Here is a 13505-nt window from a genome sequence, read left to right as displayed (position 1 = left end):
AAGAATAAACAGTCAAGTGGCGTCTGTAACATAAAGAAAAACACAGTAGACTATGCTTAGTTTTCTGTGTTTTTTTCTAATTTCATTTAGAGGTGAATTAATTGGTAGTTATTAGAGGTGCCCTAAATATTCACCATTTCCCGAAGAATGAATCGTCAAATGACAGATGCATTAGCAGACCTTTATTTTGCACCGACAAGTTTAAGTCGAGATAATTTATTGAAGGCAAATTATGATGCCTCACAGATATATGTGACGGGTAATTCTGCGATTGATGCGTTGGCTTACACAGTGACACAAGATTTTAGTCATGAGGCGTTAAAAAATTCAGAGACGAAAAAAATTCTAATTACCATGCATCGTCGAGAGAATTTAGGACAAAATATGATGCAAGTTTTTCAAGCTATGAATCAAATTTTGGATAAGCATACAAACATTGAAATTATTTTTCCAATGCACAAAAATCCAAAAATTCGTGCCTTAATCTATACGCATCTGAAACCCTCTAGTCGTCTACATTTAATTGAGCCCTTGGATGTTTTTGAGTTTCATAATCTCGCTAAAAGGTCTGACCTCATTTTGACGGATTCTGGTGGGATTCAAGAGGAAGCACCGTCGTTAGGGGTACCTGTTTTAGTATTGCGAGAGTCAACGGAGCGACCAGAAGGTGTTGCTGCTGGCACTTTGAAGGTCGTTGGCACATCTGAGGAAGATGTGGTAAGTGCAGTTGATGTGTTATTAAGTGATTCAGTCGCCTACGAAAAAATGGCAACAGCGCAAAATCCATATGGTGATGGTAAAACGAGTGAGAGAATTGTCTCGATTATCGCACGGTATTTTGATTTCGCAGTAGAGATTTTTCCTGAATTCAGTGACAAGACTGCCCGCAATAGAAAAGGAAAGCTAGATGAAAAAAATTGGTTGACTAAACTGGACTATCGTATTTCGCTAGAGGTTTTGGTCAGTGTGACGCTTGCGCTTTATTTGTTGCAGCAAATTGCTTTTTATGAATTATTAAGTGAGAAAGTGTTCATTGTTTCGGCTTTGTTGACATTTCTAGGCTTAGTATTGGGACTTTTAAGTACGTCTTTGATGCTTTTGATTGTTAATTTGATGCTTGTCTCTATCGGTGCCTTTTTACTTTACTTTGACCCCGTTATCATGCTCACAAAAATCAAGCTTTTATTGATTTTCGTGATTCCTATGTATAGTGTTATTGCCTTTTTTATCAAAAGAACGCTCTATGTTAGAAGATTAATTGCATTTAGAGAAGAAGATATTCATAGTTACTTAAAATTTAGAGACCCTTTGACGGGCTATCGGACAATTGATTCTTTTTTTAGTAAGTATCAACAGTTTGTTGAGAGTTTGTCGCAATCTAGAAATACGTCATCAAGACTTGTTGTCGTGAGCCTATTCTATGTGGATTTTTATGACCAATATTTTGATCGAAATCCTAAAGCAACAGATCAAATGGTGCGGGATATGGCAGAAAATCTGCTTCGTACGAGAAATCCTGAGGAATTATTCTTTTACCTAAAAAAAGGGACTTTTATTATTTTATCAGCCATTTATGACAATGAGCTGGAAAGAGAAAAATTTGAGAAATTAAATGATTTAACTAAATTAAAGCTAAGTGAAATTGTCTTTAAAACAGAACAAGTTCAGAATATCACGATTCGTAAAAGCGATTGTTATATCAGCAGAAAAACAACCTATACAGCGGATCAGGTGTTGGAATACTTAAACCGTCGTTCTGAGACTGATTTAGCTGTTGAGTATATTTAGCATGGAGAAAAAATGACAGATATTTTAAACATATTCATCTATGTCAGTCATGTCATCACGATTTTTTTTGCAGTAGCTGTCGGCGTGCTATTGGTATGTTCTATTATCATTAATGCACTAGTTTGGCAGAACTATAAAAAGAGGAGTGATTTATGAATGAAGCAGTTATGTTTTTGCGCTATTATCCATTTGGTTTTCAATTCTTATCACACTCGTGGTACTTTTTGGTGCTGTTCATGCCTTAATCAAAAATTTTCGCTCGGGATCTTCTTCAAAATATGAACCGTTAAGTAGATACCCTAAGGTGACGATTATTGTGCCAGCACATAATGAAGCAATTGTCATTCAGGATACAGTTTATGCTTTGCTACACTTGGAATACCCTAAAGAAGCTATGGAAATTCGTGTCGTTGCTGACAATTGCTCTGACAATACCTATGCCATCGCAAAAGACATGATTACTCGACCTGAGTATCAGGGGTTTGATATTGAAATTATCGAGCGAACTGGTACAGGTGGTAAGGCAGGAGTACTTAATGATATGTTAGAGGTCGCAACAGGTGAGTGGATTTGTGTCTATGATGCTGATGCCATGCCCCAGGAAAATGCTCTTTACTTTTTAATTAAGAAAGCACTAGAAGATGAAGAACGATATGCTGCTGTTTTTGGGAGGAATAAGACTCGGAATTATCGTCAAAATTTCCTAACGCGTTGTATCAATTTAGAAATTATTACAACTCAAAAGATTCATCATATAGGTTTATGGCATTTATTTAAAATTGGGCGGATACCTGGTACAAATTTCATCATCAAAACAGTTTTGTCCGCTCAATTGGTGGTTGGGACAATGGGGCCCTGACAGAAGATACAGCTATTTCTTTCAAAATTATGCAACAAAATAAACTGATTGCTTTAGCACAGAATTCTGAAGCCTTCCAACAAGAACCCGAAACGATTCAAGCATATTACTATCAACGCAAGCGTTGGGCAAAAGGAAATTATGAAGTTATTTTAGATAATATTCATCATGTTTTCAAAAGGAAAAGTAACTGGCGTATTAAGCTAGAAGTGCTTTATTATACAAGTACTTTCTTTTGGTTTAATTTTGCTATTATCATTTCAAATTTTTTGTTTATCGTTAATTTGTTTGCGATGATTATTTGATTGTTCCATGGACAATTCGTGATTCCGTTTACCTTTGCTAGCTCTAATCGACAAATTGCAGCTATTTTGCTTGTCAATTGGGTTTTGATGTTCTTTATTTATTTATTGCAGATAAATATTGGTTTAGTGAGTCAATATGGTCAAGCGACATCAAGAAATTTGCTATATTCAATTGCATCTTACTTTACTTATTCACAACTTTTCATTTTTGTCGCAACCAGTGCCTTTTTCTCTCTCATGTTTGATAAATTGCTACATCGTGATGGGTCTAAGTGGTATAAAACGCAACGATTTTAAGACGAGAGAGGAGCTTAAATATGTCAAAACAACGACTAATAAAATATTTTTTTCTAGTGTTCATTTTAGTGTCTTATGCTGGCTTAGTACTGTTTAGTATTTCGTCAAACAAAGAGGCATTACAAAAAGATAGCTATTGGGCTTGGTATCGCAATTACGTAGCCCAAGCCCCTAAAGGCGCTTATGTCAATACAGGTTCTGAAAAAAAGCCAATAGCACTTTAAGAAAGCCAGGGATACGGCATGTTGATTACGATACTGGCAGCGCAAAAAGGCTATATAAAAGAAGCACAATTTATGCGTCTCTTTCACTATTATAGATCTTTTCGGATTAGTGAAGAAAATACATTGATGAAATGGAAACAAGAGAAAACTGATAAAGGGTGGAAATCTGTTGACGATAATAATGCTACAGATGGTGATTTAGATATTGCCTATGCTTTAATTCAAGCGGAGAAAATCTGGCCGGATTCAATTGAGCATTACGGTGATGCTGCTCAGAAACTTTTAGAGTCTATCAAAAACAATAATTATAGTGAGAAAACAGGTTTATTGACCGTTGGTAATTGGGCAACGGTTGATCCAAAAGCTGAAACGTTAATTCGTTTTTCCGATATGATGCCAACTTATTATAAAGCCTTTGCAGATTTTACAAATGATCCATTTTGGACTAAATTAGAAGAAAATGCGACGAAAGCGCTGACGCAAATGAGTCAGGAAACACCAACAGGCTTGCTACCAGATTTTGCTTGGGTGGGGGCAAATAGCATTACACCTGTTAAACCATATGAAGTTTCTGGAAAAAATGATGGTGACTATGCTTATAATTCTGCTAGAGTTCCTTTAAGATTAGCAGATTCTGACAATCCGAAAGTGGAAAAAAGTGTTAAATAAGATGCTCCTCTTTTTTGAAAAACAACCTACTGTCTATGGTGGTTATACACTAAAAGGTAAGCCTTTAGTAAAAAATCAATCTAATAGTTTTTCAGCACCGCTACTTTATGCGGCAAAAGGTCATAGAAATTTCTCTAATCTATATGCGTCTCAAAGATGGATTTTTGATTATTCAATCGTAGGAAAAGACTATTACGGTGATACTTTGAAAATGCTAGTTTTACTGAAATTGTATTGATTTGTGTTGTAGGGGAAAATAAGGTGTGACTTAGCGGTTTTTACTGTAAGGTCTGCTTTTTCTTATCCTGAAGACTTTTGTTTCAAGTATTCTGAGACTAATAATTCCTGAATTAAGTCAACAGAAATATGGTATGATAGAGCTATCATGACGATAAGTAAACTCGCAGTTATCAAAATTATGATGACACAGCATGAAAATGAGGACCTAACATGACTTATTACGACCAACATTTGCATACTCACCATTCCTATGATTCACAAGCAGATTTTACAGATTATCTCGATAATTCGACTGGTTTTGTCGTGACAACAGAACATTTTGATGTCGCAAATCCAGTCACTGGTCATACGGATGCGCCAGATTATAAGACTTATTCAGCTGAGATTGACCGCTTGAATCTCAAGTATGGTAATCGGATTTTAAAAGGTATTGAAATTGGTTATTATCAACCCAAAGAAGCAGAAATTTTAGCTTACTTAGCAGATAAAACCTATGATTTGAAACTGCTTTCAGTTCATCATAATGGTGCATTTGATTATTTGGATGATTTCGTCTCTGAGATGGATTTTGATACCATTTTTAGCCCCTATCTGGATGAACTAAGTGTTGCCATTGATCAGAACGATAAAATTCAAGCTCACGTATTAGCACATTTTGATTATGGTATCCGCTTATTTGATGTCACACCAACTGAACTTGATAAACATAAAAGTAAATTAATCGAAATATTTCAGAAAATGATTGCTGCAGACTTAGCTTTTGAAATTAACGCCAAGTCTACTCATTTATATCATCATTTACCCCTCTATACTTACGCCCTGAAAATGGTGCTAGAGCTTGGTGGGACGTTGTTTACACTAGGGTCAGATGGCCATAAACTCGAACACTATGAGTTGGCTTTCGATGAATTAAAGACCTGGCTTAAAGCACAGGGTGTTCATCAACTCGTCACGTTTCACGGCGGTAGCCGCCACGTTGTTACAATTTAGCAACATTTGACGCCAAAATGCAATGTTTGGGCGTCTTTTTTGTGGTAAAATAACAAGATATGAGAAAACGATTACTAGGAATGACCCTGTGTCTGATACTTTTAGCACCGTCTATTGGGACGGTTTTTGCTGAGGATAAAAAAACGGATTACGATGCCGAGATTAAGGCGGCACAGAATAAGGCTAGTGGGATTCAATCAGAACTAGAGACTTCTTTGGCGGCTGTTAATGAGGTTTATAAAAAAGCTTATGCAAGTAAGCAGGCTGTTGCGGACGGACAAAGCAAAATTGAGGATTTGACTCGTCAGATTACTAAGACTGATGAAGAGTTACAGGCGCGTGAGTCTGTTATGTCGGAGCAAATGCGTCAAGCACAGACAGAAAATGTGGCATCTAGCTTTATTACGACGATTATGTCGTCAAATAATCTGGCTGATATGATTACGCGTATGGTGAGTTTAAGTACCTATCGTCAAATGCAAAATGAGAAAGTTGAAAAGCTAGACCAGTTAAAAACAGCGTCAACCAAGTTGAAATCTGATTTGGAAAGTCAACAAACGCAGCTACAAGCAGACGCGCAAACCTATGATGAAGAGTATGCTCAATTAGAATCGAAATTGGCTAACCTTAGGACGCAGATAGCAGAGAATCAAGCGCAAATTTCTGATTTATCTAGTTCAAAAGCTGCAGAAGAAAAACGTCAAGCTGATGCTGTAGCACGAGAAAAAGCTAAGGCAGTGGCTGAACCTAAACCTAGTCAACCTACATCATCAGAGCAATCAAGTACTCCTTCTGATACAGGTAACACCGGTGGTAGCAGTCCTGCACCGATTACGCCGAATACGCCCTCAGGCAATAGCTTGACAGTATCAACAACTGGCTATTCATCAGATGGTGCTGATGGTATGACGCCTGGTCATATTACTGCAACTGGTATTGACTTATGGGTTAATCCAATGTGTGTGGCTGTTGATCCAAGTGTGATTCCTTTGGGCTCAATGGTGGAAGTACCTGGTTATGGTATTGCGATTGCTGGCGATACTGGTGGTGCTATCAAAGGACATAAAGTTGATTTGCATTTTAAAACGACCAAGGAGGCTATTAATTGGGGCCGACGTACGGTAACGATTAAAGTTTTAGGCTAACCGCAAGTGATTTGCGGTTTTTTTGTTGCTTTTAAAGAAGTTGAATTAATAAGGTGTTTAGGTGTTGAGTGGCTGTTTTGGCTTGGGTATTAAGTCAGCTGTTTTTAATGGTAGATGATGATAGTTATGGCTACTGTCGCCTTAAGGAATGTGCTATAATTGAGGTATGATAAAATTTGGCAGAATATTAAAATCATTGAGTGGCTTTTACTATATTAAAGACGAGAAAGACGGTATTGTCTATCAAACGCGAGCTAGAGGAAATTTTCGTCAAAAAGGGACAAAACCGATTGTTGGCGATTTTGCAGAGTTTTCTGCTGAGGCCAATTCAGAAGGCTATGTCTTGGCTTTAAAGGCGCGTGAGAATATGCTAGTGAGACCACCTATTGCCAATATTGATCAGGCAGTGGTTGTAATTTCAGCAGTTGAACCCAATTTTTCATTGAATTTATTAGACCGTTTTTTGGTTTTATTGACCAATAAAGGGATTGAGCCCTTGATTTATTTGTCTAAACTAGATTTAGTGACAGATTTAAAAACATTTGAAAAGACACAGGCAGATTATGAAAAAATTGGCTATCAGTTTTTCATGAATGATTGGGAAAAAATTCTACCAGAATTTTCTGGCAAGGTCACAGTTTTTATGGGTCAAACAGGTGTTGGAAAATCAACCTTGCTAAATAAAATAGCACCCGAGATGTTACTTGCAACTCAAGAAATTTCTGATAAGCTTGGTCGCGGTCGTCACACAACTCGACATGTGGAGTTGTTTGAGGTATATGATGGCTTGATTGCAGATACGCCAGGCTTTTCATCTTTGGACTATGAGATTGATAATCAGCCAGATTTAAATGCTGCTTTTCCAGAGATTTTACGTCAGTCTTTTGGCTGTAAATTCCGGGAATGTACGCATACACATGAACCTAAATGTCAGGTCAAACCTGCTGTTGCAGCAGGCGATATTTTACAATCAAGATATGATAATTACTTGCTATTTCTAGCAGAAATACAAGGCAAACGAGAAACTTATAAGAAAGTGGTGAAAAAATGAAACTAGCACCTTCAATTTTAGCGGCAGATTTTGGACATTTTGCGCGTGATGCCAAACGACTTGAGGTGGCTGGTGCAGATTATCTGCATATTGATATTATGGACGGTCACTTCGTGGAAAATATTACCTTTGGCGCAGACGTTGTCAAGGCAATTCGTCCAGTGACCAAGTGTCTTTTGGATTGTCATCTTATGGTTGAAAATCCTGAAAAATATGTGGACAGTTTTGCTCAAGCAGGCGCTGATAGTATGACCATTCATGTTGAGGCAACCCACCATAGTCATGGCGCACTTCAAAAAATTAAGGCTGCTGGTATGAGAGCTGCCATTGCTATTAATCCTGGAACGGATATTTCAGCTATTAAGCACGTGCTGAATCTTGTTGATATGGTCTTAGTGATGACTGTTAATCCAGGTTTTGGTGGTCAAAAGTTTTTGCCTGAGTGTCTTGAAAAAGTACGTGAACTAGTAGAAATTCGTGACTTTCAAGGACTTGACTTTGAAATTGAAGTTGATGGTGGTGTAGATGATCAGACGATTGTTGCCTGTCGTGAGGCTGGTGCAGATGTTTTTGTGGCAGGTTCTTTCATTTTCAATGGCAATATTGAAGAAAATATCGAAAAATTGCGAGCAAAGTTGCTTTAAATACGTATACTCTTGTAAGTACGAAATCGAAACGCACGACATGATTATAGCTTTAGACAAATCACAAAAATCAAATATCAACTTGCGTGCATGCAAGTTGATAATTGGTGAAATGGTGTTTGAAACTAATTTCATGTATTTTGATTTTGCGCTAGCATGAGCAGAGGTTAAGAGGGGATACTAGCTTACTTACCTAGAAAATAGAAAGTCAGTTATGAAATTTATACATACAGCAGATTTACATTTGGATCGGGAATTTGAAGGCTTGGTACAAGAAACGCCTTTTCAACCCTATCATATATTGGAAAAAATTATTGATTTAGCCATTTCTGAAGCAGTCGAAGTGGTGCTTTTTGCAGGTGATAACTTTCACCAATCGCAACCCAGTATCAAGATTCAAAATTATTTTGTTGAGCAATTGATGCGTTTACAAGCCTATGATATTCAAGCAGTGATTATTTTCGGAAATCATGATTATTATAGAGAATCTGTTTATTGGATTGATTTTCCTGATAATGTGACAGTCTTCAAGTCTGAGTCTGTTTCAACACAAAAATTGACTTTGAAAACAGGAGAAACACTTGCAGTATCAGGTTTTTCATATCAACATCCGCATTTATCAGTGAATAAAATTGTTGATTATCCTGAAAGAGATGATGCATGTGATTATCATATTGGTCTCTTTCACGGGGAATTTTCAAGTGAATCTTTTGCACCAGCAAACTTAACAGATATGCTAGCTAAAGACTATAATTATTGGGCTTTAGGACATATTCATCTGGCCAATCAAGTTGCGGATAATGTCATTTATCCCGGTACACCGCAAGGTCGGAATAAAAAAGAAACAACTAATTTAGTCGTTCTTGGTGAAATGGCACCGACAGGCAATTTAATATATTTCCGTGATTTGGCAGAAGTTCATTTTGAAACACTGACCATTGATTTGTCAGCCTGCCAGACCCTAGTCCAAGCCTTGACTTTTATCAAATCAAACTTGATTGATACGGCTACTTTTTATAGCTTGAATCTAGAAAATTATGAAGCTATTTCTGATAATTTACAAGAAGCAGTAGACAATGACGAACTGTTAGAAGAATTACGTCACGGTCATGTGATAGTCAAACTGAAATTAATGCCACTTTCATCTGAAAATGGGGAGATTTCAAAGATTGTTGTACCTGATTTGGCATTACCAACTATTGATTTGGAACAAGTTTACAGCCTCTTGCCACATAAGCAAGAAATTCGCTCAGTATTTGAAGATGCTGATTTTCAACAAGAGGTACAAGATAATTTAACTTTATTTGCCAGTCAACACTTTGAGTTTGGAGGAACTTTAGATGAAAATTAAGCAACTCAGAATCGAAGGTTTCGGCAAACTTGTCAATCAGACCTATGATTTAGAAGATTTCACCACTTTTTTAGGTGAGAATGAAGCAGGGAAATCTACAATTCTTGCCTTTATCAAATATATGTTGTTCGGCTTTGAAAATGCGACAACTTCAAATCAAGAATTCAACCCCTTAAATTTTAAAACTTATGGTGGTCAGATTTTATTGACGCATGCTGGAAAAACAATTCGAATTGAGCGCCTGAAAATTTTACGAAGTGGTAGGCCAAGTTTTGTCTGTGAAATAGATGATGGCAATCAAGTTATCATGTTAGATGAATCGTCATGGCGTGATTTTATTAGACCGATTACAGTTAAAACATTTTCTGAAATTTATTCTGTGACGCAAGAAAATCTACAAATTTCAACGGTTAGAGATTATAACGCCGAGCGATTGGATGAAGAGTGGCGGATGTCTGCAACAACGGGTTCCGTAGCTTTGTTTGACAAAATTCAGACGCTATCTAAAGCAAGAGACGAAATTTTTACGACAACGCGGGCGACTAAAAAACCGCTTAATCAGGTCCTAGCTGAAATTGCAGCAGTTCAAGTCGAGATTCAAGAAAAAACGTCTGAAGAACAGGCTTTACTACCCTTGATGACTGAAAATGACCGACTTCATGATGAGATTATAGCACGGCGGGCAGCACAAGAAAACTTGGATGCTGAAATCAATCAAATCAGACATAGACTTAGTTTTTTAGCGGAATATCAAGAATATACAGAGTTAGAAAAGCAAGACTTAACTAATATTTTATCTGCAGATGAAGCTGAAAATTTACGCCGTAAGCATGCCTTGCATGAAAAATATAGTCAGGAAATCAGTGCTTTAAATCAAAAAATTGCAGAAAATGCCATTGCATTAGAGAAATTGGCTACGCCTAAAAATCAATTCTTGCAAGAACCTAAAACGCTTGATTTATTGAAACGGTTAAAAGCCGATTACCCTCAAGCGATTGCTGCTGAACAGCGTATTGATGAGTTGAAATTTACAAAAATTTATCTCATTTTAGCTATTATCAGTCTAGTTTTTATGGGTATCAGCTTTATGTTTAGCCCAATCCTTGCACTTGTCTTTTTGGTCATCAGTGTCGGCTTAGGTATTTGGCAGGTTAAAACGAGTCGTCAGGATCGTGAAAAATTAGATGAAAATCAAGTTATTTTGTCACAATTCGATGATAAGCTGGCTTATTTTAAAGACTGGTTGCCTTCTGAAAGTCGAGATGTTGTCGGAAAAGTTGCTGATTTAACGCAACTTGACGAAGAAGCTCAAAGTTTACATTTGACTTTAAGTCGTTATGATCAGGTAGCAGATACAGCTAAACTTAGTGGATTACAAGAGCTAGATGAGGCGATTTTTGCAGAGTTACCAGATATTGATACAGCACCAAAATTATTAGAGCAGTGGGCGCAACAATCACGTGATTTGGTACGTTTGACACGTCTGAAAGAACAGTTATCTGGTATCATCGATCTCACGAAACCTTTTAATGGGAATGCAGAGCAACAGTTGCTTAACCAAAAAACATCTGAAAAGATTCAAAAAGCTGATGAATTAAATCGTTTGATTGATAAACATTCTAAAAACACAGCAGAAATTAATCAGCAAAAAACAGATAATACGTTAGCAATTTTAGAGGCTAAATTAGCTCGTAAAAAAGAAGAACTTCGTGACTATCTAATTGATTTTGCGACGAAAACAACTGAAATCGCTTTGACTGAGCAAGTTATGGCTGATTTATCTTCGGAAACACTTCCTGATATTTTGAATAGAGCAAGCGGTATGTTGGCTCAATTGACTGATAATGCTTGGCAAGAAATCTATTTGGATAAAGAGATTTTATGGGTCAAGAATGCTCAAGCTCAAAGTTTACGTTTGATTGATTTATCAACCGGGACAAGAGATCAGCTCCAATTGGCATTGAGATTAGCTTTTATTCAGTCTAAAAATCTTGATTTCCCGATTTTCTTGGATGACAATTTCTTAAGATTTGACCAAAACCGCCGCCTTAACTTTTCAAATATGCTTGCTGAAATTGCCAAAGAACGGCAAGTCATTTTATTAACGAGTGATCAAACTTTAGTACCTGAAACGAAAGGAACGATTAAACTATGACACAGCTAAAAGATTTACAGGTTGGCGATGCTTTTGAAGGTTTATACCTAATTAAACAAGCTGACTTACGTCAAACACGAGCAGGCAAGCCATTTTTGGCTATGATTTTTCAAGATAGAACAGGACAGATTGGTGGTAACTTGTGGGATGCTGATGATCATATGGTTGAAACTTTTATCAAAGGTAAAGTCGTCTATATGCGTGCAGTTAAAGAGCTTTATCAAGGTTCACCACAAGTCAATAAGATTTTTTTACGCTTGCCTGAAAATACAGAGCCTAATAATCCCAAGGATTTTAAGCCTAAATCACCTGTAAATGAACAGGAATTAAGGGAATATATTTCTAAAACCATTTTTAAAATTGAAAATGCCACTTGGAATCGTATTGTGCGTCATATTTTTAAGAAATACGATAAAGAATTTTTCGAATATCCAGCTGCTAAGACTAACCACCATGCTTTTGAAGGGGGATTGAGTTTCCATACGGCAACTATGGCGCAGCTTGCTGAAAAAATGTGCGAAGTCTATCCTGTTTTAAATGAAAGTTTGATATTGGCTGGTATCTTGTTGCATGATATGGCCAAAGTGATCGAGTTTTCGGGTGCTGAAAATACGACTTATACTTTAAAAGGAAATTTAATTGGACATATTGTCTTAATTGATGAAGAAGTTTCAGAAGCGATACGTGAACTTGAAATTGATAATGACAAGGAAGATGTGACGATTTTGCGTCATGTACTCTTATCTCATCATGGTCTTCAAGAGTATGGTAGTCCAGTTAGACCGCAAATCATGGAAGCAGAAGTGATTCATCAAATCGATATGATGGATGCTAGCATTATGATGATGCAGACAGCACTTAATCAAATCGCTCCAGGCGAGATGACACCACGTATTTTCCCGTTAGATAATCGAAATTTCTACAAACCAGATTTTAAATCAAACTAAAAAATACTATCAAAAAAATCCCTCAAATACTATTTTTGAAGGATTTTTATTTGGATTAAAATTGATTAAGATTTAGAAATTTCCATTTGGAGGACATCATTAATAGCATCCTTTAAGAATGAAATGATTTCAAATTGACTTGGATGGATTGTACTACTCGCAATGAGATTGGCAAATCCAGTTGAGATAACCCATGTACCAGTTAGAAGTGCATTAATTTGTTTTTCAGTCAATTTAGAATAAGTCGGATCATCCTGAATGAGCGTCCGGAAAATATTGTAAGAAAATTCATTGACAGAATGATTATCTTCCCCATGTTTTTCTAAGTAGATTGTCTTGAAAAGCTTAGGATTTTGACAAGCAAAATTAATATAATTCAGACTGAGATTGATGACAGCGTCCTCATGTATTTTTTTATTAAAAACATCATTCTGAAGCTTGTAATAAATCTGAGAGAAAAGCTCACGTTTAAGTGCTGCCATATTTTCAAATTCTGCGTAAAGAGGTTGTGTCGATATGTTCATATATTTAGACAGTCCACGAGCAGTTAGTTCACTTGGACTTTTTTCCGTAATGAACTGTTCAGCTGCTCGTAAAATGTCTTCTTTAAAGATAGTCTTATTTCTAGCCATGTTATTTCACCTTTCTTAGTTATTTATTATATAATATAAATGCCCAATTTACAAGTTATATGAAAATTGTAATCATGGTATAATAAAGGGCACCTCTAAAAACGTATGAAAAGAGGTATAATAGATTAAAAATAAGCTAACGAGGTATTGAAGATGAATTTATTTGGAGATAGCGACTATCTTGAAAAATTAAGTTTAAAAGGAGACC

Annotated in this window: 10 protein-coding genes and 3 pseudogenes; 12 read left to right on the top strand and 1 reads right to left on the bottom strand. The window is 36.5% G+C overall.

The genetic code is table 11. The features are described from left to right. Window positions 1-124: 124 nt before the first annotated feature. The 12 genes and pseudogenes from wecB to HZR21_RS10340 form a co-directional block, all read left to right on the top strand. A pseudogene (gene wecB / locus HZR21_RS11825) lies at window positions 125-831 on the top strand (non-hydrolyzing UDP-N-acetylglucosamine 2-epimerase); the annotation flags it as partial. Between the two features lie 1162 nt (window positions 832-1993). After that, window positions 1994-3249, top strand: a pseudogene (locus HZR21_RS10390) (glycosyltransferase family 2 protein). 20 nt (window positions 3250-3269) lie between these two features. Further along, window positions 3270-3473, top strand: a complete 204-nt coding sequence (locus tag HZR21_RS10385; RefSeq protein ID WP_180747575.1) for a hypothetical protein — start codon at window positions 3270-3272, stop codon at window positions 3471-3473. Between the two features lie 12 nt (window positions 3474-3485). Next, window positions 3486-4142, top strand: a pseudogene (locus HZR21_RS10380) (glycosyl hydrolase family 8); the annotation flags it as partial. Continuing rightward, window positions 4132-4380, top strand: coding sequence for a hypothetical protein (locus HZR21_RS10375; RefSeq protein ID WP_180747573.1), 249 nt, complete (start codon window positions 4132-4134; stop codon window positions 4378-4380). The pseudogene HZR21_RS10380 and the gene HZR21_RS10375, both read left to right, overlap by 11 nt. 212 nt (window positions 4381-4592) lie before the next feature. Next, window positions 4593-5372: a PHP domain-containing protein gene (locus HZR21_RS10370; protein ID WP_180747572.1), complete on the top strand. Its 780-nt coding sequence runs from the start codon at window positions 4593-4595 to the stop codon at window positions 5370-5372. A gap of 59 nt (window positions 5373-5431) precedes the next feature. After that, window positions 5432-6517, top strand: coding sequence for a 3D domain-containing protein (locus HZR21_RS10365; protein ID WP_180747571.1), 1086 nt, complete (start codon window positions 5432-5434; stop codon window positions 6515-6517). Between the two features lie 166 nt (window positions 6518-6683). Next, window positions 6684-7568, top strand: coding sequence for a ribosome small subunit-dependent GTPase A (gene rsgA / locus HZR21_RS10360; protein ID WP_180747570.1), 885 nt, complete (start codon window positions 6684-6686; stop codon window positions 7566-7568). Beyond that, window positions 7565-8212, top strand: coding sequence for a ribulose-phosphate 3-epimerase (gene rpe / locus HZR21_RS10355; RefSeq protein WP_180747569.1), 648 nt, complete (start codon window positions 7565-7567; stop codon window positions 8210-8212). The genes rsgA and rpe overlap by 4 nt, the downstream gene beginning before the upstream one ends. 214 nt (window positions 8213-8426) lie before the next feature. Continuing rightward, a complete protein-coding gene (locus HZR21_RS10350) occupies window positions 8427-9563 on the top strand; it encodes a metallophosphoesterase family protein (RefSeq protein ID WP_180747568.1) in 1137 nt (378 codons plus the stop codon). After that, window positions 9553-11718 (top strand): ATP-binding protein, encoded by a 2166-nt coding sequence (locus tag HZR21_RS10345; RefSeq protein ID WP_180747567.1) that lies wholly within the window; start codon window positions 9553-9555, stop codon window positions 11716-11718. Before HZR21_RS10350 ends, HZR21_RS10345 begins: the two co-directional genes overlap by 11 nt. Further along, window positions 11715-12665, top strand: coding sequence for a 3'-5' exoribonuclease YhaM family protein (locus HZR21_RS10340; protein WP_180747566.1), 951 nt, complete (start codon window positions 11715-11717; stop codon window positions 12663-12665). Before HZR21_RS10345 ends, HZR21_RS10340 begins: the two co-directional genes overlap by 4 nt. Before the next feature lie 65 nt (window positions 12666-12730). Here the strand turns inward: HZR21_RS10340 and HZR21_RS10335 are convergent, their stop codons facing one another. Next, window positions 12731-13297 carry a TetR/AcrR family transcriptional regulator gene (locus HZR21_RS10335; protein ID WP_180747565.1) on the bottom strand — a complete coding sequence of 189 codons (567 nt, stop codon included), beginning with the start codon at window positions 13295-13297 and terminating at the stop codon, window positions 12731-12733. Window positions 13298-13505: the final 208 nt, after the last annotated feature.

It is taken from the genome of Pseudolactococcus laudensis (assembly GCF_013449735.1).
In the GTDB taxonomy this organism is placed as follows: domain Bacteria; phylum Bacillota; class Bacilli; order Lactobacillales; family Streptococcaceae; genus Pseudolactococcus; species Pseudolactococcus laudensis.
The sequence above is the reverse complement of the archived record's forward strand: the minus strand, read 5'-3'. Positions and strand labels throughout refer to the sequence as shown.

Bases quoted from the DNA above. Each gene is read 5' to 3' on its own strand.
- HZR21_RS10340 (WP_180747566.1), top strand. From the start codon at position 11,715: ATGACACAGCTAAAAGATTTACAGGTTGGCGATGCTTTTGAAGGTTTA.
- HZR21_RS10365 (WP_180747571.1), top strand. From the start codon at position 5,432: ATGAGAAAACGATTACTAGGAATGACCCTGTGTCTGATACTTTTAGCA.
- rpe (WP_180747569.1), top strand. From the start codon at position 7,565: ATGAAACTAGCACCTTCAATTTTAGCGGCAGATTTTGGACATTTTGCG.
- rsgA (WP_180747570.1), top strand. From the start codon at position 6,684: ATGATAAAATTTGGCAGAATATTAAAATCATTGAGTGGCTTTTACTAT.
- HZR21_RS10370 (WP_180747572.1), top strand. From the start codon at position 4,593: ATGACTTATTACGACCAACATTTGCATACTCACCATTCCTATGATTCA.
- HZR21_RS10345 (WP_180747567.1), top strand. From the start codon at position 9,553: ATGAAAATTAAGCAACTCAGAATCGAAGGTTTCGGCAAACTTGTCAAT.
- HZR21_RS10350 (WP_180747568.1), top strand. From the start codon at position 8,427: ATGAAATTTATACATACAGCAGATTTACATTTGGATCGGGAATTTGAA.
- HZR21_RS10385 (WP_180747575.1), top strand. From the start codon at position 3,270: ATGTCAAAACAACGACTAATAAAATATTTTTTTCTAGTGTTCATTTTA.
- HZR21_RS10335 (WP_180747565.1), bottom strand. From the start codon at position 13,297: ATGGCTAGAAATAAGACTATCTTTAAAGAAGACATTTTACGAGCAGCT.